The following is a 26,400-nucleotide window of genomic DNA, read 5'->3' as shown; positions in this document are numbered from 1 at the left end:
AGAAACAGGCTCTTATACGGTGATTTTTCCGCCATTAGGAGCTATGCGGTCCGATAATACTCCAAATGGCGGATTTTCCTGCATTTAAGGTGTGCTGAGTCCGATACCGCCGAAGTATGATCATTCGCTGGCTCTACTGCTACTGCTACTGATATTGATACTGCTGCTACTGACACCATGATCTCCTGCTGAGGATTCCGGACTCCAATGATGCTATTTACTAATTAATCGCCTTTTCAGCAACTCATCGGACTCCAATGCAGCTATTCCTTAGAAATGGGCTCTTATACGGTGATTTTTCCGCCAATAGGAGCTATGCGGTCCGATAATACTCCAAATGGCGGATTTTCCTGCTTATAAGGTCTGCTGAGTCCGATACCGCTGAAGCATAGTCATTCGCTGGACTCCTGAGTCCGATACCGCCGAAGCATAGTCTTTCGCTGGGTCTACCGCTACTACTACTACTACTACTACTCCTACTGCTACTACTGCTACTGCTACTGCTACTGCTACTGCTACTGCTACTGCTACTGCTACTGCTACTGCTACAGCTACCATGATCTCCTGCTGAGGCTTTCGGACTCCAATGACGCTATTTACTAATTTATCGCCTTTTCAGCAACTCATCGGACTCCAGCGCAGCTATTTCTTAGAATCAGGCTCTTATACGGTGATTTTTCCGCCATTAGGAGCTATGCGGTCCGATAATACTCCAATTGGCGGATTTTCCTGCTTATAAAGTCTGCTGAGTCCGATACGCCGAAGAATGATCATTCGCTGGACTCCTGAGTCCGACACGCCGAAGAATAATCATTCGCTGGTCTGCTGAGTCCGATACCGCCGAAGCATAGTCTTTCGCTGTCTGTTGCTACCGTATCCTAATCATCTGCGGATCAAACACCATTGACTCATGATCATCTGTTAATCCTACAGTTCTACGTAAGTATAATTCATCAGTTAATCCCAAAGTGCTATGTACGCGCGAATGGGATTGGTTCAGACGTTCAGGCAAAGTTTAGAGTTGAGAGCAGAGGTTTGGTTTAAGTTCAAAAAAAGAGAGGTGCCCCAGCCATTTTCATGGCTTTTGGGCACCTCTTTTTATTGGATTACAGCCCTTCAGCCAGAATCCGTTTCAGGAACATCCCCGTGTAGGATTCCCGTACTTCAGCAACCTGCTCCGGTGTACCTTCAGCTACAAGCTTACCGCCCACAACGCCACCTTCAGGGCCGATGTCAATCACCCAGTCGGACTCCCGAATCAACTCTAAGCTGTGCTCCACAACCACGACGGTATTTCCCGTATCAACCAATTTGCTCAACAAGGTATGGAGCTGCTTGATGTCTGACGGATGAAGGCCTGTTGTTGGTTCGTCAAGCAGATAGAGCGTATGGTTTTTGGAAGGTTTGCTCAGCTCTTTAGCCAGTCTAATCCGTTGCCCTTCACCACCGGATAAGGTTTTGACAGATTGTCCCCATTTAAGGTAACCGAGACCCACCTCACACAATGTCTCGATAATCCCCGCCATTTTGGCTTCCGACTTAAGAATCGGCAAGCTTTCCTGTACGGACATGTCCAGCAGATCCGAGATGGAATATCCATCATATTTCACCTGGAGAACCTCATCCGTAAATCTTCTCCCCTTGCATGCGTGGCATTTAACCTCCAGATCGGGTAAGAAATTCATGTCTACAGTCAGCACCCCAAGACCCTGACAGGTTTCGCAGCGTCCACCCGGTGTGTTGAAGGAAAAATGCTTGGAGGTCAGTTTTCTTTTTTTCGCCTCCGGCAAAGCAGCAAACAGCTGGCGCAGATGTGTGAATACATCTGTATACGTCGCTACATTAGAACGCAGCATTCTACCCATGGGCGATTGGTCAAAGATCACTATATTTCCAACCTGATCTAAGCCCGCAATCTCCGCACAGCCTATTTGCTCATGTCCTTTCGTACTGCCTTGCGCAAGAATATCAAAGACTAGGGTCGACTTGCCTGAACCCGAAACTCCAGTTACAGAGACCAGACAACCTAGAGGTAAAGAAACTTCCGGGATATCAATATTCCGGTACTGTGCCTGTCGGATGGTGATTTGTTTTCCGTCACCTTTCCGGCGAACATATGCAGCAGTCTTATGACGCTCTTCTCTAAGATAGGCTCCCGTAACAGAAGCCTCGCTTGCCATCAAATCCTCAATGCTGCCCTCGCCAACAACTTGCCCTCCGTCCAGACCAGCACCCGGACCCATATCAATAATATGATCGGCAGCGCGCATCATCTCAATATCATGCTCGATAACGAGCACCGTATTACCCAAATCGCGCAGCTCCTGAAGCACACGAATGAGGCCAACAGTATCCCGCGGATGAAGCCCGGTCGTCGGTTCATCTAGAATGTATAACACTCCAGTCAGACCTGACCCCAGCAATGAGGCAAGGCGCAGCCGCTGTGCCTCTCCACCAGAGAGGGAGACCGTCTGACGGTTCATGGAAAGATAACCAAGACCAACATCGATAATCCGTTTTAGTCGGGTAGGCATATCGTGAAGGATGGGTTCAAGCAGATGAAGTCCCTCGGTTGGCAAAGCCGCCTCCAAGCCTTTCGTCCACTCGTAAACATCGCTTAATGGCCAATCCGATACCTCCGTAATCGATGCGCCAGCTACCCGAACGAGACGAACTTCTTTTTTTAGGCGAGCGCCAAGGCATTCCGGGCATTGCTGCTCATGAAAATATCCGCCGTCTTTTTCCTGTGTACCAGCTTCTCCTTCCTTCTCCTTGTAACGCCGCCACAAACCAGGAATGACGCCTTCAAATTTGGTGCCTTGAATCGGCTTAACATTGGGAAAATGGCGCTTAAACGCCTCACTTTCCACTCCGTAATACAACAAGTCGCGCTGAATTTCACCGTAATCTTTTAAGGGCTGATCCGGGTCAAACTCAAAGCCAAAATGCTTGCCAGCGGCCACTAATATACGCATCTGTATATCACGATGAACACCATTCAGCGAGGCCACCCCACCCTCACGCATACTAAGTTCTGGATTAAACACCGCCGCTTCATTTATAGTTGCCACAGATCCAACACCACCGCAGGCTTCACAAGCTCCCTCCGGTTTATTAAAAGAAAAGTGGGACATGCCCAGCCTCTCAAGCTCAGCTCCGCAATGCGGACAACCCATCGTTTGACCATCCATTTCCTCGTCTTCCTCGATCAGCATTCCCCTCGCTTCAAAAGAAGGTGGGATGCTGCCACTACAGGAAGGACAAACCCGCTCGCCTAATCTGGAAAAGATAAACCGGACAAACGTATAGATGTCGGTAACTGTCCCAACTGTCGAACGGGGATTACGATTGGTGACATGTTGTCCAACACTAATGGACGGAGACAGTCCAATAATAGATTCCACCTTTGGTTTGCTGATCGTATCTGACGTCATGCCCATGGAATCCAAATACTGTCTTTGGCATTCCCGCTGAAGTGTATCCATAGCTAAGGTCGATTTCCCTGATCCCGAAGGTCCTGTCAGGACAACTAGCTTATACTTAGGAATCGTGAGCGAGACATTTTTCAGATTATTCTCTCTTGCACCTTTAATAACAATAGTCTCTTTCACATCTATTCCCCTCTCAATTCAACCCACTGGTTCGTAGTTATATCTTCTATCCACATGGTTGCCCAAAGTTGTTGGATTGCAATTATTTTGCAAAACATTTCTAATTTCTATAGAATGTATTTGATGAATCACAAAATTTTCGAATAACTTTATAATCTAATATCTTGACTATCAAGATATAATTATTTTAAAAGGAGCGTTATCTTTTGTCAAGCCACGAACAACCTACAACAGAGCAGGAACAATTCACCTTGCTTATGCGCAGTTTGGGAAACCGAACGGTATTGTACCAACAAAATGTAGCCGCCTCACTTGGGTTATACAATAATGATTTCTTATCTATAGATATTCTACGGGAGAAAGGTCCGATCACTGCCGGAGAACTGTCCAAATTAACGGGTCTGACCACAGGCAGTGTTACGGCATTAATAGACCGGCTCGAAAAAAATGGCTATGTCCGCAGACAAAATGACCCGAATGACCGCCGTAAAGTGATTATCGTGCCATTATATGAGAATAAAGATGATGTCATTAATACGTACCAACCGCTCCATACCGCCATGGTTAAGCTCGCAGCTTCTTATACGGATGAAGAGCTCGCCCTTATTTCGCAGTTTTTAGGCCAAGCAAGTGCGGTTCTGGAAGAGCAGATTGATCATCTTGGATCCACTGCGCGCGGCAAATCTTCTTCCTAAGATACGTATTTATACAAAAAGGACGATATCCCAAAGTCATACGACTCTCTGGATACCGTCCCTTTTCATTTATTTTCTAATACCAATCGTTACAATTTCGCATGGACCGATCAGTAAGTCCAAGCTACCTTTCTCATCCCTAGAGACTGGGTGGCTCTCCTCTTCTAGAATCGTCGTTTTATAGAAATACTGCTGTGGAATAGACGAATGGAAGGCCAGGTTGGTGTTCTGCTGACTCATGTTGTACCAACGCATCAGTATATCTCCAGTCTGCTCGTTCATTTTTAGTGAAGAAAATGCGAGTTCCTTACTCTCCCAATCGAATGGAGTATACACCGGCGCAACCACACCTGCATGTACATCTGTCTGACATACAATCCACGGAACCTGGAATTGGTAAGCTTCAGCATAAGCACCGGAAGTTATACCCTCACCTGTGTGCGGGATTAGCTCCATACGAACAACATGCTCTCCCAGACACTGCGCTTCTGGAGTTGGGAATAGCCCCCAGTCACCAAGTTCGCCAACAGAACGTAGCAGCGTAATCGCAATAGTGTTACGCCCATCTCGCAGCACTTCATATTCATTTAATCCAAAATTAGCGACGGTTAGACCCGCTTTCCCATCACTAACATCAACAAAGGCTTGCTGATGTTGCGTGTTACTCGGATTCTTCCATTCTGTGGCTGGTTCAATATTCCGCTCAGCAACCTCGAACATCGAATCTACACGATGCGTGGCAGCGTTCAAATCTGTTGGAAACAGTATACGAATCCGGTGATCTTTGGCCTGGTTATCTATTGTCGTTTCGATATGCAATCCCTTTCCGCCCCGCTCCAAGGAGATTACAGTACGAAGTTTCAGAATGACTGTGTCACTACTGCGCTGAGCTTTGCGCTCCGGATAATAAACCAGTGCACGCTGCTCCTCATCCAGCTTATCATCTGCCGAGGCTGGAATCTCCCAGTTATGGTTAATTTCTATAGCGGCGCGAAACGATGTATTTTCCAGTACACAAATGTTAGCCTTCAGTCCCTTAGTCGTCAAAGCTTGTTCAGCCTCTGGCTGTTTGTACATATATTCATTGCCGATATCCCCGGTGTTTTCATATACACCAAGATCTTGATAGGTCACTCCACTAGTTTTGTCACTTAGCATAAACGAACCATCATCATTAATGACTACCTTGATAACGTCATTTTCCAGTACCCGATCTCCATATAGCAAAGATTCAGCGGCTATTGGCAGTTTTGCATCTGCTCGGCGAACCCAAGCATATGATCGAAGACCTAACGCAGGAACTTCTACGGCTTCAAAGGTAAGTCTTACCCGGCGGCACATATACGGCTGACGGAACTTATCATCTGGCAAATCATAACCAAACTGAAGCCCCAAGTCCTCCAGCTGGCAGGCAATGTTATTCCCTTGATCGTCTACTAACACACGACCGTGCAAGTCAATTCCAGTCATACGCCTAGCCGTTTCTTCCAGAGAGAACCCTTCTCGCAAATATAGACGCGCCACATCAAGTTCTACGCTCACAGTACCCGTGCGACTCCAACCCGTCATATTCATCGCTACTAGTGGAAGCACGTCTTCACCATATGCTGTAAACCCGGACGTATCCACAGCTTCTGCAATCACTCGTTTGCTATCCTCAACAATGGTCTCTGCCACATGACGGCTTTTGTCAAAACGGGTGACCATCTCACGGTGTACCTCATCCACGCTGCATCCACAAATACTATCATGCGGATGATTCTGCATTAATGTCTTCCATGCATAGGTGAACAGATGATGGGGGTACTCTTTCCCCAGTAAATGTGCGAACGAAGCAAGTGGCTCGGCCAACTTTTCAAGCAAGATTTGCCCTTCCTGATTCCTCTGTTTCAAATAGACACGAGCAGACGCGGTATTCACTAACGTACCCCATCCATCGGTGTGCTGGCTCCGCAGTTCGCCCTTTACAGTCGACAGATTGCTGCGATCCATTACACCCTCTACGGCCTTAAGGTAATCAGGAAAGTTCGAATGAATGAACTCCATATCTGGATACAACCGCTTCGCAGTTTCGATAGCCTCTGGCAAATCCAGTTGAGCCGGCTGATGATCACAACCATTCATGAACAGCAGCTCACCAGTAGAGGCAAACTTCCGCGCATCTGCCAGCTTTTTCTCCCAGAACACTTTGGCTTCTGCTTCATTTACAGGCACTTCGTTTCCGTTAGAATACCAATTGGCAAATAGGATGCCGAGCACTTTTGATCCATCAGGACCTTCCCAAATCAGCTCCGAGAATGAGGATTCGTAACCTCCATCCGACACCGTATTATTGAATCCAGTGGGCTTCACACCTCTTCCAAAAAAGGTATTATTGATGCCGGATTGCAGCATTAATTGTGGAGTCTGGCCGACTAGACCAAAGGTGTCCGGAAAATAACCGATTTTGGAGGGTTCCCCGTAACGCTTCGAATCCTGATGGCCAATCTGCATATTACGAACATTGGCCTCCCCACTGGTAAGGAACGCATCCTGCAAAATATACCAAGGTCCTATTAGAAGGCGACCTTCCGCAATATATTTCTGTAGCCGCTCTTGATTTTCGGGACGTACCTGAAGATAATCTTCCAGAATAATCGTCTGTCCATCCAGATAGAAACTCTTAAATTCGTTATCCTCATCCAACCGGTTCAGTAATTCATCAACCAGTTTCACTAAGCGTACATGATGCTTCTCATAGGGAAGATACCATTCCCGGTCCCAGTGTGTATGGGAAATGATATGGGCTGTCTGAGGGCTAATTGATTGTTTTGAGCTTTCCAAAGTGAAGACCTCCTTATATGCAATGCGTTCTATCTACCAAGTTGCTTAATGTAGAAGATGTGGATAATTGACATGAATCTCGACTTCCTGCGGGCGATAAACACCAAGCAAATCTCCTTTACTATCCGTGGCAAAAAGAACAGAACGTTCCTGTTCCAACACGAACGAATAAGTTCGGCCAGTGGCCGAATCCTTCACCTCGATCTTTGCATCCTGGGCATATTCCGACACGAAGGTAAAAAGTGCACCCGTAGCAAAGCTCAGTTTCCGTCCGTAGATACCCGCTAAGTCCCCACCACTAATCCATTCAAAATCACGTTCCACAAAAGCAGCATTAACCGCGTAGCGGTAAAGTGCAGCCGTAGTATCCCTACGCTCACTCAATTCAACTGGCAGTGGACTCCATAGGAGTCGACCCTTGCCCAGCGGAAGGTTCACGACAGTGTCTATAGTAGAACTTCCACCATTTTTTTGAATGATCGTTTCCTTCGTCACCTCAGCAATCCGTCGGTGACCGAAGGAGACGGGGAGTTCTTGGCCTTGAAGGCTAAGCACTTCTTCGCGGCGAACATTACGTAATTCACGTTTGCCAAGAATATCATTCAAGCGGTCTGATGAACGCCAATAAGCATCAATTCCGAGCGGGCCAGTGGCAAGCAACACCGCTCCTGTCTCTTCAACAATGTGTAACAACCGTTCCATCGCTGCATCAGCGAAGTTATGCGCGCTTGGCAGTATAATCAGCTTCGCAGGGTTCTTTTCCAAATCATCTAGATGGTATTCGGATGCCCCCCGAAAAGACATCTTGAGCTCATAAGACAGAATGCGGGTAAGCTCTGTTGTAGACGCAAAAGCCAACTTTCGATTAGAGAAATCATTCGAATAAGGGAACACCACCGCAATCTCTTCCAATTTCCGATCACCAAATATATCACGGATACCTTCTATAAACTTCCCGAAATCATAAGATACGTCTGCCTCAGGCTTCTCGGTTCCATCTGCTCTCAGTGCTCCGATATGGGACTCATTCGCATTATCCATATAGAAATTTGTATTCCAGATCCAGTGAATAGCTCCCGCACCTGCCGTTCCAAAAGCGTAAGCATACTTGCGTTCCAGCAAATTCCTCAGCTCTTGTTCTGAACGTTTGGCTCGGCCATCTGGAGTTTCTACATACATGACGCCTGTCTCCTGAATTAGGTTTGGCTTATTGGGGGTTTTGGCAAAAATGCCATCCCATATCAAATAGTCGTTAAACCACCAGGAATGCACAGTAGTGTAATCTACCGCCTCCTCATAGAAAAATGGCGAAGGACGCTGCGCTCCAAGTCCCTCATCCTGGCCAACCGTAACCATCTGAGCTGGACATTGCTCCTTAATGGTGTCGTATAATTGCTTCACCCAACGGTTATGCATCTCCATAGAAAACAGACAATAATCCAACCAGCGTGTTCCCCTCTTGGCACTGTGCATATCTTGTACGTCGAAGTTCATCTCTCTTGCTTCAGGCAGCCCTGCCGATGCAAAGTCCGGAAGCTGTGCGGGTGTCATATTCCAACGTTCCTGTAGTACTTCAATTTCCACATGTCTATGTCGAAGCCATTCTATGAAAGCTTGTCGCTCAAAGCGATCATGGCATGAACTCGGGCCGTCCGAGAAAATACGGTCCGGATCAAACATCGACGGTTCATTAATAAGATCCCAGTCTACATTCGAAGAATCTTTATGACGAGATACAATAGACCGAATGAACCGCTTCTGAGCCTCCACACTTTGTGGGTCCAGATAAGGATTTACCCCACCCCACGTTTCCGGGGTGAAGGAGAAAAACGTGAACGTCACCTGAAGATCATGCTTTTTCGCCGTCATGATGAAGGCGTCGATCGCCCGCAATACTTCTTCCGAGACATGTCCATCGTCTTGCATCACATTGCGATAAGCTGTCCAGATCCCTGTACGGATCCAGTTAATCCCGGCCTTCCGCATCTGGCCCATATCACGATCCCAAACTCCGACGTTCGGCAGAAAAAGAAATTTTCGCGCCACATCACTCGCCATATAAGTCATGCCGACCACTGGTAGCGGACGCCCATCTTTTATAAAATAATCTCTGCCGCTCGTTACCGGATGGCCTGCTGCCAGCAGCTCAGGAGCATGACCCCAGAACCCTTGGCGCAGAATACGAACCTCACCATCACTGGCTTCTGCTTCACAGACAATATGGTAGAGGCCCCTACTTATCTCCAGAGGAATGGGCAGACGCACCATGTTTAGTTCAGCATTCGCCTTCATTTCCAAACTCTGAGACCACTTCAAAGAGGTATCTGATTCATGCTCTACATAAATTGTGAAATTCCATGTATCTTCATTTCGCATAGAAGGTCTCACTCGTTCAAGCTGCTGAATCTGAAGGGTTAGGGAAGCTCGTTCTCCTGATTCATAAGACGCGTAATTGGGCTTAACCCACATTTCCGTAACACCCTTGCTGCAGAAACGCGCCCAATTGGATATCGCGGAAGGACCTTTTTGCTTCCAAAAAGAAGCTGTTGCAGGTGTATTTACGAACAGCCAGCGTGAACCTGCATACAAACCGCTCGTATTCTCCCAAAGAACTACTGGGGCAGAAATTTCCCGACCTTCGGGCGTAACTCCTTTTAGTAGCGGATAAATCCGTGTGCTCATCGGACCTGCCGAGCCCATTTGATGTGGTAAATCACTCGACTTTGTCGTATGTGGCACGAGGTTCCATGTGTCTGCACTCGTTAGAAAAAGAGATTCTTGACCCTTAAGCAGAGGAATGACATCCAAGGCAAGCAATGAATGGTTGCGTGAGCATTCAACACGAAGTGCCTCATGAATATTCAGTTCCTGATGATAGGAAGTCTGTTCCGCTTCCACATGCCATCGGCCATTTTCCCAACGAACAGGTTGTTTGAAGGGTGCGCCTCCAATGCTAATCAGCCCGCCTCCTCTTTGCAGGTATTCAAGAATGGCTATCCAGGCCGCTTTCGGGAAATAAGGGGCATGCAGATTGATGAAACAGCCGCCTTCCGTTTCGCATAGCGTTTGTGCAAGCTGATTCTCATTTACAATAGATCCGAACTCACTCATGGATGTAATCGCATCGCTAGGAATGGGACTGGAAATTGGAAAATCAGAATCATAAAATATGATGACAGTTCTGCTCGGGCTGGTCATAGTAGTCCTTCCTTCATCGTTTTATAGACAAGTTGGGAGAACAGGCTATTGGACCAGGCGAACCATTTTCTAGTGAACGTATTCGGATCATCAACATGGAATCCCTCATGCATAAAGCCAGTATCCGCATCTGTAGCTTCTAACATCGCAAGCATCTCCAGCTTTTCTTCCTTAGTTGATGCCGTCAAACCTTGCATGGATAATGCCATATGCCAGATGTAGTCTTTGGGAGTATGCGGACTGCCGATTCCCTTCGCTGCGGTTCCTTCAAAATAAAAAGGATTCTCCTTGCTCAGAGCAAATCGTCTCGTATTCTGATAAATTTCATCCTCTGCGGTAACATAGCCGAGATAAGGAATCGACAGGAGTCCTGGTGTTCCCGCATCATCCATCAAGCAGTAGTTGCCATAACCATCGGTCTCGTAGGCGTAGATTGGGCCGAATTTCGGATGACGATAAATACCATACAATTGAATTCCGTGATCAATCTCAGCTTCTAATGCTTTAAGCTGTTCCAGAAATTCAAGATCACGGAATACCCATTCAGCAAATTCCTGCATATGACGTAATGCAACAACAGCGAACATATTCCCCGGGATGTTGTAATGAAAGTCGCATGCATCATCACTCGAGCGGAATCCGGACCAAACCATACCCGTGTAATTAACAGGCATACCTAGACCGTTATTACGCAGTGTATCTTCAGGAATCCCATTGTTACGCGTAAAGCGGTATGGAGATAATTCACTATGGCGTTGTTCAGTTTTGAACAGGTTGAATATTTTGAACATTGCTGCCTTAAATCCGGCGTCGAATATATCAGCCTTTCCGGTTTCTTTCCAATAGGCATAAGCCAGACGCATGGAAAAACAAAGAGAATCGATCTCGAATTTACGCTCCCACACCCAGGGGGACATTTCCGTAATATCGCTAGTGCTCCAATGCCAATCATTCGCTGTCTCATTAAACGCATTGGCGTACGGATCGATATGAATATACTCGATATGACGTTTAATTAACCCGCCAATAATCCGCTGAAGATCGGGATCTTTTTTAGCAAAGGGCACGTAGTGCATAACCTGCTCCACAGAGTCTCGCAACCAAGAAGCTGGGATATCTCCTGTAATTACAAACGTTGTCCCATCATCCATAAGCTTAGTCGTTGTCTCAAGCGTATTGGGAAAACAGTTCTTAAAAAGCTGCAACAGCTTCGGCCGATGAGCTAACTTCTCCTCTGCTTCGTTCAATACTTCTTGAACCGCTTGAGGAAGCGGCAGCTTCGGCATAGAGATGGCGGGAAGTCGGAATTGTTCCATATTCTCACTCCTTCATAATAAATGGGGATAGATAGAGAGACGGGCAGCATAGCTGCCCGTCTCCACTAATCCTATTTGTGTTACCTTTAGTGATTAATCTTAGGCGTGTTACGTTCATTAGCTTATTTCTTTGTCTGGTTCCACTCATCAAGTTGCTTTTGAACTTCTGCAATGACTTTATCAAGTCCAGCTTCTTTAAATTTCTTCGCTGCTTTTGGCAGATATGTTTTAGGATCAACAGAACCTGTGTATAGCGCTGGCATAAATTCTTTAGTTACGTTGTTGATAGCCGCTACTTCTGTTTTTACAGGTGTAGGATCAAATGCAAAACCGAAGGTAGGGGCTTCTTTTGAAGAATCATTAAACTTCTTGAAAGCATCCCATTTATCAGCAGGGTCATCAGCATGCAGATAAGTCAGTAACATGTTTCCAAGTGTGAAGCCTGGCATTGCATAGCTATCTTGCATAGCTGGCAGATCTTCAATGACATTGTCAGAGATTTTCTTATAATGTGTTCCTTCAATACCATAGTTGAGCAAATTGCGTAAGTACTTATCTGTATTCAAAAGATTCAAGAACATCATCGCGCGCTCAGGATCACCTGAGGTTACGGAAATCGCGTGCATCGAACCAGCGGCGGACTGTGTATATACATAAGGCTCATGCATAGGCGAAGTTACAATTTCATAACCTGCTGAACGAGACCAACCTTTTTCTGCATAAGGCTGTGTAATTTCGCGATCGGCAAACCATTTACCGGTCTTAATGTTATCAATACCTTCAAGTGTTGCAACGTCTGGGCGTAAGTAACCTGCTGTGTAAAGTCTACGCATCGTATCTAACGATGTTGCAAGTTCAGGTGTCTCCAGAATATTAACAACCTTGCCATCTGTGGAATCCATATAGACCCCGATAGGTAGCTCATCACCTAGTACATAGTCAAATGGCATAAATGGTTTAAAGCCTTTAGGAACAGCTAGCGGTGTAATATCAGCCGGCTCGTTCTCTTTAATCGTTTTAAGAAGTGGCTCTAGATCATCCAATGTACGGATATTGGAAATGTCCATGTTGTATTTATCAACATATTTCTTATTGAAGCGCCATACCCATTGCTGTCCAAGCTCCTTATTTACAGGAACACCATAGATCTCACCTTTAATCTTAGTTCCTTCTAAGAAACGAGGGTCCAAAACTTCTTTCGTTTCCTTACCATACTTATCTAGCAGATCATTCAGACCCAAGAACGTACCATTAGCTGCGTTACGGCGGAAGTCATTTGTCCAAGAAGAGGTAAAGGCAATATCATAAGGCTCACCAGAAGCGGTGATGACTTGCATCTTCTTATCGTAATCGCCCCAATCGAACATCGTAATGTTCAACGTCGCGTTAATTTTTTCTTGGGTATATTTGTTAACTTCTTTTAAGACAAGATCTAAATCCTTTTGAGGCCCACCAATTAAATACATCTTCAACTCATATGGCTTTAATTCTGATGTGTTCCCTGCTGAATTCCCTGCTGCCGCTGAATTGTTTGTTTCTTTAGCAGCATTTGTATTATTATTCGAACCACATCCAGCTAGAAGGCCAGAAAAAAGCATTGTCCCTGCAAGAGCGAGTGTTAAGCCTTTTTTCATTTTCATTTCTATTTTCCCCCTTTAGATTAATGAACGCTTTATTTATATCGATTCCTGTCCTAGCGATTCGAATAAATACATCTTAGTAGTGTTACTCCTTTAAAGAGCCCACAGTTAAGCCTTGTACAAAATACTTTTGGAAGAACGGATACGCTAGTGCTATAGGCAAGGTCGCCAGTACAACCATCGCCATACGAACGGTTTCTGTTGGCAAGGTTGCAGCAATCTCAAAGCTTGATCCCATCTGCATACTGTTCTGAATGACAAACTCCATATTATTCTGAATTCGCATCAGCATCGCTTGGAGTGGAACAAGACTCGCATCATCTATATACAGCAGGGCATTAAACCAATCATTCCAATAGCCCAGCGTACAGAACAATCCAATCGTTGCAATCCCCGGTAAAGAGATTGGAAGTACAATTTGCAGGAAGGTCCGAAACTCACCAGACCCATCAATTTTGGCAGCCTCAACGAGTGCATCAGGTACACTAGTCTGGAAGAAGGTCCGCATTACTAGAATAAAGAATGCATTCATCGCGATGGGCAATATCAAAGCCCATATCGTATTGTACAAATGTAAAAACTGCGTAGCCACGATATAGTTGGGAACCATTCCGCCTGAGAATAACATCGTGAAGAAGGCGAAGAAGCTGAAATAATTACGATAGCGAAATGATCTTCGAGAGAGAACATACGCATAAGTTGTTATTAAAAATAAACTAATGAGCGTACCTAGTACAGTAACCATCAAAGTAACTCCAAAGGAACGAAGCAATTGATCACCTGTGTTAAAAACAAACTGATAAGCTGCTAAACTATATTTTTCGGGTAACAAGCTAAATCCATTTAGAGCAAGTACTTTCTCATCTGTAAAAGAAATGGCTATGACAAACAAGAACGGAAACACACAAGTAAAAGCGAAGATGCCAATTATAATATTGAGTACCACATTCCATAAAGGAGTAATGGCGTTGTTGTCGATTTCTTTTGGCTTACGTTTGAATACTGCCATAACGTCACTAACTCCTTTCTAGAATATCGCATTCTCTTTGCTGATCTTTTTCACAATAGAATTCGTTACAAGCACCATGATAAATCCAACAATCGATTGATATAGACCCGCTGCTGTACTCATCCCTAGATTACCTGTCGTACTCATGCTGCGATAAATATAAGTATCGATAACATTCGTTACGGAGTATAGAACACCTGAATCCCGAGGGATTTGATAGAATAAACCGAAGTCCGATCTAAAAATACCACCAATCGCTAAAATCGTTAGCGTTACCATTAAAGGTTTAAGCAAAGGAAGTGTAATAAACTTAATCTGCTGCCATTTGCTGGCCCCATCAATCATAGCTGCTTCATAGTAGGACTTGTCGATACCCGCTATAGCCGCTAAGTAAACAACACTTGAATAACCAATTGATTTCCAAATCCCCATGAAAATTAGGATATATGGCCAAAAGCGAGTATCCCCATACCAGGAAATAGGATCGCCTCCGAAGTAAACAACCACTTGATTCAATATTCCTTTATCTACACTCAGAAAGCTGAAGGTAAAGAAACTAATAATGACCCAAGAAAGGAAGTAAGGCATAAACATCGCCGTTTGATAAACTTTAGCCATCCGTTTGTTCACAAGTTCATTTAAGGTGATCGCAATGCCCACCGCAAGAACTAAACCGAGAGAGATCAACGCCAAGTTATAAAGAATCGTATTTCTTGTAATGATATAGGCGTCCTCCGTCGAGAACAAAAAGTTAAAATTTTCAAGGCCAACCCACTTACTATTTAAAACGCTTGCAAAGAATCCATCCCGATGAATCTTGAAATCCTTGAATGCAATTACTGTTCCAAACATCGGTAAGTAGCAAAAGATCAGGAACCATAATGTCCCTGGTAATACCATAAACCAGAGTACTTTATCCTTAATTAAACTTTTGAAAAATGCAGGCATTATTCCACATCCCCCTTCTCTCTATCCCCAAACAACCCCTATATATCCCTTCGATCTTTTTCCCTCGCCCCTTTAACTACCCTTAATTCTGCGCTATAAAAGCGGTTTCATAAAGTTGAAAAACTCCAGAATCAGATGTAAAAATTAAAGATCCACAGCAGAAAGGACATTTAAAAAGTCTATTTCCCCTTAAATTTGAGCAAAAAAAAAGGAAACATTCTCGTTATCAACGTCCATGAAGCCCGTACTTGAACGTGATACTCAGGAACATTTCCTTTATTTTAGGATCTTGCTTTTTTGTACATATTCCGAAGCTCTGTCGGCGATACACCTACTGATTTTTTAAACTGGCGATAGAAATATGCTGGATCCGGATATCCTACTTCAGCTGCAATTTCGTTGGTTAGTAACGTAGTTTGAAGCAGCAATTGTCTTGCCTTTTCAATTCGAAATTGATTAACATAATCAGAGAAACTACGGCCCATTTCCTTCTGAAATAGCTGGCCCAAATAATTAGGATGCATTTCCATACGCTGACTGAGCGTTTTCAGGGATAGCTCTTCTCTATAGTGTTTGCTTACTTGATCAACCATATATCTCATATTCGGACTGAGCTCATCATTTACTAATGATAATTGGTCTAGTGTTTCTTTCACACTTTCCTGCACATGGTGCACCAATTGCTCAATAGTATGTATGCGCAGCAATGGATTAAACACGGCACTAAAATTAGAGTTTTTCTCCATTTTCTTAGCAATCAACATTAACTCAATCGCTACGTTGTAATTATCAATGCGGGTAATCATGCCACAGCCAAACAGCTTTTCGAACGTTTCTGCGATAAATTGGTTCGTAGCCTCCCGGTCTCCAGATAATAATAATTTGGTGAATTCCTCATAATCAATTTCGAGCTTCTCCTCATGCAGAACCATCTTTGATAGTTGTTCCACATCTATAATCGGGTAACCCGGTAGCATAAGATGATCAACATATAAACTCTTCGCCTTTTTATAACTATTTGGGACTTCCTGAAAAGCATGCTCCTTACTTCCTATCGTTATCCAGACAGACTTTTCTAACTCATGCATAATCTCACATTGCACTTGCTCCAGTACACAATAAAGCTCTTCTTTGTTCTCAGCTTCAGCCCGCTCAGCAATAATAAGAACAAGATCACCTTCCATATCTATAAATACAATAACGGTTCCAAGTTGCTCTAATGATTTCACAGCGATACGATAACATTCATCCATAAGCTGATTCCTATGGAGTTTATCCTGGCCCTCATCGTCATCCTGTTCGGTGATAAGCCGAATCGCAGCCACCGTAAAAAATGAACAGTCCAGTGAGATATTTAAGACTTTTGAACGGTGCTGTAGCTCCTGCCGGCCTATATTGCCAGTTACCCAGCGGTTTAGAATATTATTGCGTAGAACTTGCCAATCCTCTTTAGCATGAAATTGTTCAACATCCTCTTGATTCAGCACTTCAACAATTTGTTCAATGGTTGATTCCAACTCATGTATATTAATGGGTTTGAGAATATAATTTTCAATGCCTAGACTCATTCCAGCTTTTAAATACTCAAATTGCTCATACCCGCTCAAGATTATAAACCTCATTTTTGAATCAAAAACCTTTATTTGCTGAATCAGTTCAAGTCCCGTAAGTTTTGGCATCGTAATGTCAGTAATTAATATGTCGATCCCTTCATTATGATTGCGTAGAAATTCTAAAGCTTCTTCCCCATTAGACGCTTGTCCCGCGATTCTCAATCCATATTTTTCCCATTCAATCACTGAACGTAATCCTTCAAGAATAAGAGGTTCATCATCCACGATAAGTATATTGTGCATTATTAGTACTCTCCCTTACTACTGGTATATTCATGATGACTATTGTTCCTTTATTTACTTCACTAGCGATCGTTAATCCATATTCAGTCCCATAATAAAGTTTAATTCGTTCATTCACATTACATAGGCCTACCGAAGAAGGAGGTTCATCCATTCTCATACTGACTTGAAGCATTTGCTGTAGCTCTGTCAGCTTGCTGGCAGTAATTCCATTCCCGTTATCACTTATAGCAATTTGAATTTCCCCGCCAGATTCAGTAACTTCAATACGGATGAGATTGCCAAAACGGTCAGGTCTAAATCCGTGAACAATATAATTTTCAATGACCGGTTGGATGAGCAATTTAACGATAGAACAATTCATGGCAACTGGACTTATTTGTGATATGATTTGGAGCCTATCTTTATGTCTAATCTGAAACAACTCCAGATACAAATTGCAGTATTCAATCTCATCAGATATTGTAACGACCATGCTTTTCTTAATCATCGTTCGAAATAATGTCGATAAAATGTAAATCATCTGACCTACATCCTTCGCTCCTTGCGTAATTGCCCGCATCCTAATCGCCTCAAGTGTGTTATATAAAAAGTGTGGATTAATCTGCGATTGAAGTGCAACTAGCTCTGCATTTTTCTGCGTAAGCTCCGAAATGTACACTTTATTAATATAGAGTTCTAACCTTTCACACATATAGTTAAAGTTGTTGGCAATTAGCTGCAATTCATCTTCTCGATTTAGGTGAATACGTGTGCTTAAATCACCTTCCTGTAAGCGCTTCATAGATTTGATAATGATCTTCACTTTTTTAGAAAAACGTAAAATAATTCCGTATGTAAAAGACATTGCAGTAATAATAAGCGCTGTGGTAATCCCGATAATCCAAGTTCGAACCGTTTTCATTTCGTTGTTGACCTGTGACTTCTGAATGATCCCTGCCATAATAAGACCTGAGCTATTCGTTGTATTTAAGTTAACCTTGGAGATCCCATCCAGTGTTGTCCAACCATCCGCATGAAGCGCATCGAGATGTGGATATCGCTGTCCCATATACCTTCCCAATGAATCATATATAACGTCACCGCTTGGGGTTAAGACCAACAATTGACCATTATTTTCTGCAACTTTTGTGCCAAGCCATTTTGAAATAAGTTCTGCGTCAAAATCTACTATGAGCATACCGATCGTTTTCAGTGTAATCGGATCTTTAATTTCCCTAGTCATTGTATACAAATTGTTATTGTCTTCTCTTATTTCCTTAAGCACTAATTTGGTTTCATGCGAGACCCAGCCATTCTTCGGTAAGGATAACTTTTGCTTAGAACCGTCCATGTCGCTCAAGTAGAATTGTCGGGTATTATTTTTATATAAATAATAAAATTCTTTCTCTGTACTGTATAAAATAACGTCATAAATCCCGTTTTTCTGATTCAAATAGGTTTTGAAATAAGTATCGAACGTATGAGGAACGGAGCTCCCTATGTCTGCATATTGATCTAAACGGTATTTAAGATAATCCCCATAATCATTTTGCAAAAAGTAGGACAAATCCTCACTAACAGAGGCATCGCTATAAATTTGCTGGATGGCTACCTGGATGCTTTCGTACTGCTGATTCATATACAAACTTACATAATCCAGCACCTCCCGATTGGCATCTACATGTTGGCGAGTGATCGTCTGCTCATAGTATTTATATACGGTAATGGAAGAGGCAATTAACGTAATTATGATGATCGAAGAGTATATAGCTAAAATTTTATTGAACAGTTTTTTCTGCAAATGGTTTTGATAAAATTTCTTTACATTCAACAAAGCCACCTTCTTTCTGAATATCACCTTTAGGATTAGAAGCTTAACATCACACTTCTTTTTCTGCAATGGAAGCGCATGCATTTTTTTAATTATATATTCTAGCGCTCCAACTTTTCTCTCCACCGAGAGTTTACAACTCACACAAAATCGTCTATAGTTGATTTCTACCCCCCAAACAAACCTATAATAACCCAAATAGATCTTAATTTCCTCGTCCCCCATCAACATATTGGAGGGGCTATTACTCATGTTTCTAACCAAACGCAAACTCAACTCCCAACTAAACGAAATTTCCGAATATCGTTACAGGGATCGTATACACATTCCTTTTTTCAACTCTATGATTGACGAACAAGGTGAAATTGCAGCCGAACCGCCCGTGGATGGAGAATGGTCTAAGCTACGAGTTGGAGATACTTGGAAAGGCCGCGATTTGTATTTATGGCTAACAACAAATATAGAAGTACCCGCTACTTGGGCAGGCCGTAGAGTACTGGGTCGATTTGATTTTGGCGAGACGGGTGCTGGAAATAACTCCGGATTTGAATCCTTATTCTTTTTCAACGGCAAACCCTATCAAGGTGTGGATTCCAATCATACCGAAGTGTTCTTGCCAAATGAAACGGCAGGCACTCAGCTTCCACTGACCTTCCGGTTATGGTCGGGACTCGAAGGTGGCGGCCCAAAAAAGGATCAGACACATGGGATTCGCATGGCTGAAATTTGTTGGCTGGATGAACCAACGGATGATTTCTATTTTACCGCGCTTGCTGTAGTTGAGACGCTGAACGTACTCGATGCCAAAACACCAGAATATACACAACTTATGAGTGCAGTAGACCGCTCCTTTCTTCTGATCGACTGGTCTCGTCCAGGTTCAGACAACTTCTACGCTTCGATCGGGGAAGCCCGCAATTATTTGCGTGATGAAATTAACAAAATGGAGAAGTCCTCACCCGTCACAGTTACCTGTATTGGCCATACCCATATTGATGTAGCTTGGTTGTGGCAATTGAAACACACCCGTGAGAAATGTGCGCGTTCCTTCTCAACCGTACTACGTCTGATGGAAATGTTCCCGGACTATACCTTTTTACAGACTCAGCCGCAACTCTATGAATATATCAAAAATGACTATCCAGAAATCTATGAAAATATTCGTGAACGTGTGGCTGAAGGACGCTGGGAAGCTGGCGGAGGTATGTGGCTTGAGGCAGATTGCAACTTGACCTCAGGGGAGTCTCTAGTCCGTCAATTACTCTATGGAACTCGCTTCTTACGTAATGAATTTGGGGTTGAATGTGACTATTTATGGCTGCCGGACGTATTTGGCTACAGCTGGTCCTTGCCACAAATTCTAAAAAAATCAGGAATTAATACCTTCATGACCACAAAAATTAGCTGGAATCAATATAACCGGATGCCCCATGATACCTTTCAATGGCGTGGGATTGATGGCACAGAGGTGTTAACACACTTTATTACAACGCCTGAGCCTTGGTCCGAAGAAGATTCTTGGTTCTACACTTATAATGGCCGGATTATTCCTAAGACTGTGAAAGGAATTTGGGATACTTACCGGGATAAAGAAGTGAATCGCAATCTGTTACTTTCTTACGGATATGGCGATGGTGGCGGGGGTGTGAACCGTGAAATGCTAGAGATGCGCCGCAGGCTAAACGATCTTCCCGGTCTGCCGAAGATTGAAACAGGAACAGCGGGAGACTACTTCCGTACCCTGCAAGAAACTGTTGCAAATACGGATCGTTATGTCCATGTATGGGATGGCGAGCTTTACTTAGAATATCACCGCGGCACCTACACAAGCCAAGCCTACAATAAGCGGATGAACCGTAAGCTTGAACTGCTATACCGTGAGGCGGAATGGCTAAATACACTGCAAAGTGTAATGACAGGTGACTGGTCGAACTATCGTCAGACCGATTTAGACGAGGGCTGGAGAATTATTTTGCGCAACCAATTCCATGATATTATTCCGGGCTCTTCGATTCGTGAAGTATATGAAGACAGTACGATTGAATATGCACAAGCAGAAGCAATAGGTCAGTCTGTCTGGGAGCAATCCAGTAAGGCACTTGTGAGCGGAAATGAAGCCGGTAAATATACGATCTGGAACAATGCTGCTTGGGAGCTGACAGAACTCGTAGAAATTACTGTTGAAGCCGGGATGGAAACAGGACATTGGATAAGCTCAGAAGGAAAACAACTACAAGCTCAGCGTGAAGGTGAGCGCTGGATCGTTGAAGTATCTAACATTCCTTCGCTTGGATACACAACGATCTCCTTTGTAGAAGATGTGAATTCTAAGTCACTAAGCGCTCCATTCAAGCTAAATGAATCAGGAATCTCAACGCCTCACTTCGAAATTGAATGGAACGAACAAGGTCAATTAGTATCCATCTATGATATAAATGAACAAAGACAAGTATTAGCAAACGGAAGTCACGGTAACGTGTTCCAAGTGTTTGAAGATAAACCCCTAGCCCATGAAGCTTGGGACATTGACATCTACTATCAGCAAAAGAAACGTGAAGTCACCGACTGCCGCAGCATTGAAGTCATAGAAAAGGGTTCATTGCGATGTGTTGTACAATTCACATGGAGTTATATGGATTCCACGATTAAGCAGCAAATGATCTTACATGCACACCATCGTCGTATCGATTTCGTGACAAAGGTAGACTGGCATGAGCGACAACAGCTAATGAAAGTAGCTTTCCCTGTTGCAATACGAGCTACCGAAGCCACTTATGATATCCAGTTCGGTAATGTTACGCGTCCAACACATTGGAACACTAGCTGGGATTATGCTAGATTCGAGACTGTGGGGCATCAGTGGGCAGATTTATCAGATCGTGGTTATGGCGTTAGCTTGCTGAACGACTGCAAATACGGTTATGACATCAAGGATAATGTGATGCGTCTATCCTTAATCAAATCGGCAACGCACCCTGACCCTGAAGCGGATCAAGGTGAACATACTTTCACCTACTCTATCCTGCCTCATACTGGGGATTGGCTACAGGGTGACACCGTCCGTCAAGCTTGGTCCGTCAACAACCCTCTACGGAGCACCATGGGTCAAGCAGAAGGAGCATCCAAGTCGCTTATTCGCCTTTCTACTCAAAAGGTTATGGTTTCTGCGATCAAGAAGTCTGAGGATGGTCAAAAATTAATCGTACGTGTGCACGACTATTCCGGAAGCCGCCAGCAAATTGATATGACTAGCGACTTGAATATTATTTCGTGGCAAGAGTGTAATCTAATGGAGCGTCCTGAAGGGGAAGTCCACACTGAACCTGTCATTACTTTTATACTTGAACCTTACGAACTAAAAACATTTGAAATCAAAGCAGCAAAATTAATAAAGTAACATACACAATCGAGGTGTCCCTGTAGCCATGGATCAAAGGCTACGAGGACACCTCTTTATATATTTTCTCACGATTGTTTTATGATTTTAGGTATACACCTTGTGTAATGAGTGATCTTGACGTATACTCCGAGTAAGGGAGAGATGGATATGAGAAAAATGAGGAAAATGAGGAAAATCACAATATTCACAGGTATTGGATTATTCAGCCTTGTTTTGATTGCCATGTTTGCAATCAGCGCTTTTGTAATCAAAAGACCGGCGACTACCACCCCTTTAATCGCGGAAGTGAAGCCTTACAAGTGGAATAAAGTCACGCTAGACGGAAATGTCATATCAAGTGATGGATCAGAGTATTTTTTGTGGAATAAAAAGGGTGAAAATAATAACTGGATCATCTTTTTTTCCGGTGGCGGAGCCAGCTGGGATGCCCAAAGTGCCGCACACCCCATCAAGCTTATGAACTTTATTAAAGGTGGAGATACAGGCAACTATTTCCAGAACATCCCCTTCTATATGTTGACATTGCTGAGAGGCATGATGGATACGGATAACCCTGCCAATCCTTTTCATGGCTGGAATGTGGTCTACCTTCCCTATTCAACCGGTGACTTCCATATCGGCAACCGCACAGTTGAATATAAAAAAGATGACGGCAGCCCCTTTACTATGCGTTATAACGGCAGCAATAATGTGCGAAGCAGCCTCGATTGGATATATGCCAACGTGGATAAACCCGGCAAACTACTGATTGCTGGCGAAAGTGCTGGTGGCTTCGGGTCCGCTTTTTGGGCTCCCGAGATCGCCTCTCATTACAAGAACTCCGAGATTTTCCAATATTCAGACAGTTCCTTCTTGAAATCAGACAAGTGGCCAAATGTTGTGAAGCAGGAATGGCAGGCAGACTTCGTGAAGAACTTCGGATATGCCCCTGAAGCGGATATCATCGGGGCAGCTTTTAAAGCGAACGGCCATCTACTTCCTGCGAATGCGATAATATTGCAATCCTACTCGGTATTTGACGAGATTCTAATCCACTTTCAGAACAACATCAACGATTACAAGGGGCCAAGAGATCAAAGCATCATTAATGAGTGGTCACAGGAAATGCGGCAATCTGTTTCTTCTTTGGCAGCCACTTTACCTAATTATTATTACTATCTCACCGACTATGGACTGAACGCTAAGACGGGTACAACTCCGCACACTTTTGCCACCAGAGAGACCTTCTTTCAGGCTGAACAGGATGGTGCGAAGCTTCTGAATTGGTTAGGTGATGCGATCAACCGGCAGAACCCCTATTCAGTGGGCAGCAAATTCCTCATGAATTCGAAGCCAGCTCAGAAATAGTGCTAGAAGCAGCGGAAGAGTTGCAACAAGACAGGAGAGAAAATCAATGAATTTGCGGGAAAAGCAAATGCAAATGACAAGGGAGATCATTAAGGATACAGCGCTTAGCTTATTCTGTGCTCAAGGTATTGAGCGCACGGATATGGCACAGATTGCGGAACAAGCCGGCATCTCCCGGCGTACTTTGTATCATCATTATAAAGACAAGGAAGAGTTAGCCGCTCAAATCTATGTCCTTAATCTGGAGCGGATGTTTGGACAGCTGCTGTTTGATTTTGATTTTGAACACCCTATACAGTCATTGGAGAACATTCTCGATAAATATCTGGCATTAAGAGATCAGCAGGAAGCCCTGATCTACTATGATGCCATTTTTGGAGTTTACTACAGCACGCTTTCCAAAAATCCCGCGGAACTTCCTGACTTTAAGCAGGCTATGGAAGGCTGGTATTCACGGTTAATTCTCCTTGAGTCCATATCAGTAGCTCCGGAGGAAAAAAATAAGTGGCTGGACATTCTGCACAAGTCCACCCACCTGTATTTCATGTATTTACAAAAAGCCGTCATTATTACTCATCAGCGGGGGGGTGTGGTTACGGAGGAAGATCGGGTTATGGACCGGCAATTCAAGGATTTCATTATGTTTGGCGTACGGCAATCCAAGAATCAGACAAACCCTTAATTTCACTTATGGGGCAACCTGACGATAATCGTCGTTCCCGCTCCAACCGCACCGTCCACTTCTATGTTTCCCTGATGCAGGGAGACAATTTTTTTAACGATTGCAAGTCCCAAGCCATTGCCATTGTTGTTTCCATTCCGTGACTTGTCTATTTTATAAAATCTTTGGAATACGGCGTTGAACTCTTCCGGGGAAATCCCGATCCCGTTATCACTGATGGTGACCGATACATCTGCTGCACTGTCATCTATACTAATGCGGATGTTCCCGCCTTCAGGTGTGAACTTGATGCTGTTGCTCAGCAAATTCATCCATACTTGCTTCAGCTGATCTTCATCACCCTTAATTTTGACAGCTTCCGGCAGCTCAAGATCGATAACGATGCCTTTGGCTGACCATTGTGGCTCACAGGTCACAACGATGGTTCTAATCTGCTCGTCAAGATTGAAGGAACCTGCATTAAAGGGATGATGTTCAGAATCCAGGGAAGCGAGCTTCAGCAAATTATCACTTAACCTCGACAGACGTTCACTCTCTGCAATGATGATATCAAGATATTCAGAACGTTCCTCTTCCACGATTAGATCATTGTTCTGCAATGCCTTGGCAAAGCCGGAAATAGACGTAAGCGGTGTCTGAATTTCATGAGAAACGTTGGATACGAAATCCTGCCTCATCTGTTCCAGCTGCTTCAGCTCCCCGGCCATCTCTACATAGCTTTGTGTCAGTTCCCCTATTTCGTCTACTCGGTTTACTTTAAGCTCTACCTCGAAATCACCCTTGGCCAGCCTTCTTGTCGCATTCGTCAAAGCTTTGATCGGCTCCACCAAATATCTGGCGGCAATAAGAATGCATAGACTACCCAGTAAAAGCACGAGTAAAAGCACAAAGAGCAGCATCCGATTGACGATATTTTCGTTCTCGGCAGAATACTGCAAGAACATTGCTTGCCACTCCCCGTTAAACATAAAGGGCATCCCGATAAAGGTATCCTTATCTTTTGCGGAGGAACGATAGAGTTTTCCTTGCAGCACTTGTTTCACAGCCTCGGGGGTGATAGTGACGGCCGGACTATCCTTGAGCCCATAAAAGGTATATTCCCCGGAATGATTATACAAGTGGATAGGGTATGCAGATACCTTAACCATACTATTCAAGAACTCGTCTGTATCCTCAGGCTTGGCGTCATCATAACGGTGAATGATCTCCTTCCCCACTGTGATCATTTCATTCTGTCCCTCGTAACTTATTTGTTTCTGAAAGACATACAAACCAATGAAAAAGGAACAGATCAGACTAAAGATAATGATGCCTAGAAACGTGAGAACGACGCGTACATACAATGTCTTGATCATAGCGCAGGGATCAGCCGGTATCCTAGGCCGCGGGCCGTTTCGATTTGAAATTGCTCGTCGTTACCGCAGAATTTCTCCCTCAACCGGCTTATATGCACATCTACAGTCCGGCCGTCTCCTTCATAGTTCAATCCCCAGATTTGAGAAATCAACTGTTCTCTTGTGAAGATTTGCCTAGGGTGACTAGCCAGCAGAAACAGTAGCTCAAATTCCTTCAAAGGAATCGTTACCGGTTCTTCATCACGCGTAACCTGGAAAGTGCGGCGGTTAAGCACCACATTGCCCAACTGCACAGACTGGGAAGAAACAACCAGCGAGCGTTTAAGCAAAGCTTTTACTCGCATCACCAGTTCAAGCGGATCAAACGGTTTGGTCAAATAGTCATCCGTGCCGAGTTGAAAACCTTTCACTTTATGTGCAGATTCTCCTTTAGCCGTCACCATGAGGAGGGGAATGTTGGCATCAGAGCGCCTGATTTCTCTGCACAGATCCCAACCATCCAATCCTGGCATCATAATATCTAGGATGACGAGATCGACTCGCGAGTTCTCTATAATGGACAGCGCTTTGGTGCCATCCCTGGCTTCTTTGAGGTCAAAACCTTCTTTTCGCAAAAACAAAGACATTAGCTTTCGGATGTTATCATCATCATCAGCAATAAGTATAGTAGCCACGATTGTCCTCCTCTCTTAAGCTTACATTATATA

The 26,400-nt window shown here is 44.0% G+C and carries 16 protein-coding genes; 4 read left to right on the top strand and 12 right to left on the bottom strand.

Annotated elements, in window-relative coordinates; translation table 11 throughout:
• Positions 1–354: 354 nt before the first annotated feature.
• Positions 355–558 (bottom strand): hypothetical protein, encoded by a 204-nt coding sequence (locus MHH89_RS02365; protein WP_341086215.1) that lies wholly within the window; start codon positions 556–558, stop codon positions 355–357.
• A gap of 548 nt (positions 559–1,106) precedes the next feature.
• Entirely contained in the window at positions 1,107–3,611 is a 2,505-nt protein-coding gene (gene uvrA, locus MHH89_RS02360) for an excinuclease ABC subunit UvrA (RefSeq protein ID WP_076280296.1), read from the bottom strand.
• Positions 3,612–3,868: 257 nt separating this feature from the next.
• Here uvrA and MHH89_RS02355 point away from each other — a divergent pair, with 257 nt between their 5' ends.
• The gene (locus tag MHH89_RS02355) at positions 3,869–4,306 is read left to right on the top strand and encodes a MarR family transcriptional regulator (RefSeq protein WP_076277474.1); all 438 of its coding nucleotides are present in this window, start codon (positions 3,869–3,871) and stop codon (positions 4,304–4,306) included.
• 69 nt (positions 4,307–4,375) lie between these two features.
• Here the strand turns inward: MHH89_RS02355 and MHH89_RS02350 are convergent, their stop codons facing one another.
• The 8 genes from MHH89_RS02350 to MHH89_RS02315 all read right to left on the bottom strand — a co-directional run bounded on the left by MHH89_RS02350 (position 4,376) and on the right by MHH89_RS02315 (position 18,909).
• Complete coding sequence (locus MHH89_RS02350; protein WP_254848843.1) at positions 4,376–7,129, bottom strand: alpha-mannosidase; 2,754 nt, start codon at positions 7,127–7,129, stop codon at positions 4,376–4,378.
• Positions 7,130–7,174: 45 nt separating this feature from the next.
• Complete coding sequence (locus MHH89_RS02345; protein ID WP_341086213.1) at positions 7,175–10,327, bottom strand: beta-galactosidase; 3,153 nt, start codon at positions 10,325–10,327, stop codon at positions 7,175–7,177.
• The gene (locus tag MHH89_RS02340) at positions 10,324–11,643 is read right to left on the bottom strand and encodes a glycoside hydrolase family 125 protein (protein WP_076280298.1); all 1,320 of its coding nucleotides are present in this window, start codon (positions 11,641–11,643) and stop codon (positions 10,324–10,326) included. Before MHH89_RS02340 ends, MHH89_RS02345 begins: the two co-directional genes overlap by 4 nt.
• 122 nt (positions 11,644–11,765) lie before the next feature.
• Entirely contained in the window at positions 11,766–13,283 is a 1,518-nt protein-coding gene (locus MHH89_RS02335; protein ID WP_076129999.1) for an ABC transporter substrate-binding protein, read from the bottom strand.
• An 85-nt stretch (positions 13,284–13,368) separates the two neighbouring features.
• Entirely contained in the window at positions 13,369–14,292 is a 924-nt protein-coding gene (locus MHH89_RS02330) for a carbohydrate ABC transporter permease (protein ID WP_036689623.1), read from the bottom strand.
• A gap of 18 nt (positions 14,293–14,310) precedes the next feature.
• Positions 14,311–15,240 carry an ABC transporter permease gene (locus MHH89_RS02325; protein ID WP_076129998.1) on the bottom strand — a complete coding sequence of 310 codons (930 nt, stop codon included), beginning with the start codon at positions 15,238–15,240 and terminating at the stop codon, positions 14,311–14,313.
• Between the two features lie 281 nt (positions 15,241–15,521).
• Positions 15,522–17,096 (bottom strand): response regulator transcription factor, encoded by a 1,575-nt coding sequence (locus MHH89_RS02320; RefSeq protein ID WP_076129997.1) that lies wholly within the window; start codon positions 17,094–17,096, stop codon positions 15,522–15,524.
• The gene (locus MHH89_RS02315) at positions 17,071–18,909 is read right to left on the bottom strand and encodes a cache domain-containing sensor histidine kinase (RefSeq protein ID WP_175617386.1); all 1,839 of its coding nucleotides are present in this window, start codon (positions 18,907–18,909) and stop codon (positions 17,071–17,073) included. The genes MHH89_RS02320 and MHH89_RS02315 overlap by 26 nt, the downstream gene beginning before the upstream one ends.
• 250 nt (positions 18,910–19,159) lie before the next feature.
• Between MHH89_RS02315 and MHH89_RS02310 the strand changes: the two genes are divergently transcribed.
• The 3 genes from MHH89_RS02310 to MHH89_RS02300 all read left to right on the top strand — a co-directional run bounded on the left by MHH89_RS02310 (position 19,160) and on the right by MHH89_RS02300 (position 24,338).
• The gene (locus tag MHH89_RS02310; protein ID WP_341086210.1) at positions 19,160–22,306 is read left to right on the top strand and encodes an alpha-mannosidase; all 3,147 of its coding nucleotides are present in this window, start codon (positions 19,160–19,162) and stop codon (positions 22,304–22,306) included.
• Between the two features lie 150 nt (positions 22,307–22,456).
• A complete protein-coding gene (locus MHH89_RS02305) occupies positions 22,457–23,656 on the top strand; it encodes a pectin acetylesterase-family hydrolase (protein WP_341086209.1) in 1,200 nt (399 codons plus the stop codon).
• A 46-nt stretch (positions 23,657–23,702) separates the two neighbouring features.
• On the top strand, positions 23,703–24,338 hold the full coding sequence (locus MHH89_RS02300; RefSeq protein WP_312149675.1) for a TetR/AcrR family transcriptional regulator: 636 nt from the start codon (positions 23,703–23,705) through the stop codon (positions 24,336–24,338).
• A gap of 2 nt (positions 24,339–24,340) precedes the next feature.
• Here MHH89_RS02300 and MHH89_RS02295 read toward each other — a convergent pair whose 3' ends face one another.
• Together MHH89_RS02295 and MHH89_RS02290 are read right to left on the bottom strand one after the other, a co-directional pair.
• Entirely contained in the window at positions 24,341–25,693 is a 1,353-nt protein-coding gene (locus tag MHH89_RS02295; protein ID WP_076129993.1) for a HAMP domain-containing sensor histidine kinase, read from the bottom strand.
• Positions 25,690–26,367 (bottom strand): response regulator transcription factor, encoded by a 678-nt coding sequence (locus MHH89_RS02290; protein WP_076100805.1) that lies wholly within the window; start codon positions 26,365–26,367, stop codon positions 25,690–25,692. The genes MHH89_RS02295 and MHH89_RS02290 overlap by 4 nt, the downstream gene beginning before the upstream one ends.
• Positions 26,368–26,400 lie beyond the last annotated feature (33 nt).

The organism is Paenibacillus sp. FSL H7-0323 (genome assembly GCF_038002725.1).
GTDB classification, from domain to species: Bacteria; Bacillota; Bacilli; order Paenibacillales; family Paenibacillaceae; genus Paenibacillus_AQ; species Paenibacillus_AQ odorifer.
This window is presented reverse-complemented; position numbering and strand designations above follow the sequence as displayed.

What these genes read in the sequence shown, in the direction of transcription:
- MHH89_RS02355 (WP_076277474.1), top strand. Translation starts at nt 3,869, where the DNA reads ATGCGCAGTTTGGGAAACCGAACGGTATTGTACCAACAAAATGTAGCC.
- MHH89_RS02365 (WP_341086215.1), bottom strand. Translation starts at nt 558, where the DNA reads ATGGTAGCTGTAGCAGTAGCAGTAGCAGTAGCAGTAGCAGTAGCAGTA.
- MHH89_RS02330 (WP_036689623.1), bottom strand. Translation starts at nt 14,292, where the DNA reads ATGGCAGTATTCAAACGTAAGCCAAAAGAAATCGACAACAACGCCATT.
- MHH89_RS02310 (WP_341086210.1), top strand. Translation starts at nt 19,160, where the DNA reads ATGTTTCTAACCAAACGCAAACTCAACTCCCAACTAAACGAAATTTCC.
- MHH89_RS02325 (WP_076129998.1), bottom strand. Translation starts at nt 15,240, where the DNA reads ATGCCTGCATTTTTCAAAAGTTTAATTAAGGATAAAGTACTCTGGTTT.
- MHH89_RS02300 (WP_312149675.1), top strand. Translation starts at nt 23,703, where the DNA reads ATGAATTTGCGGGAAAAGCAAATGCAAATGACAAGGGAGATCATTAAG.
- MHH89_RS02295 (WP_076129993.1), bottom strand. Translation starts at nt 25,693, where the DNA reads ATGATCAAGACATTGTATGTACGCGTCGTTCTCACGTTTCTAGGCATC.
- MHH89_RS02340 (WP_076280298.1), bottom strand. Translation starts at nt 11,643, where the DNA reads ATGGAACAATTCCGACTTCCCGCCATCTCTATGCCGAAGCTGCCGCTT.
- MHH89_RS02345 (WP_341086213.1), bottom strand. Translation starts at nt 10,327, where the DNA reads ATGACCAGCCCGAGCAGAACTGTCATCATATTTTATGATTCTGATTTT.
- MHH89_RS02335 (WP_076129999.1), bottom strand. Translation starts at nt 13,283, where the DNA reads ATGAAAATGAAAAAAGGCTTAACACTCGCTCTTGCAGGGACAATGCTT.
- MHH89_RS02320 (WP_076129997.1), bottom strand. Translation starts at nt 17,096, where the DNA reads ATGCACAATATACTTATCGTGGATGATGAACCTCTTATTCTTGAAGGA.
- MHH89_RS02305 (WP_341086209.1), top strand. Translation starts at nt 22,457, where the DNA reads ATGAGAAAAATGAGGAAAATGAGGAAAATCACAATATTCACAGGTATT.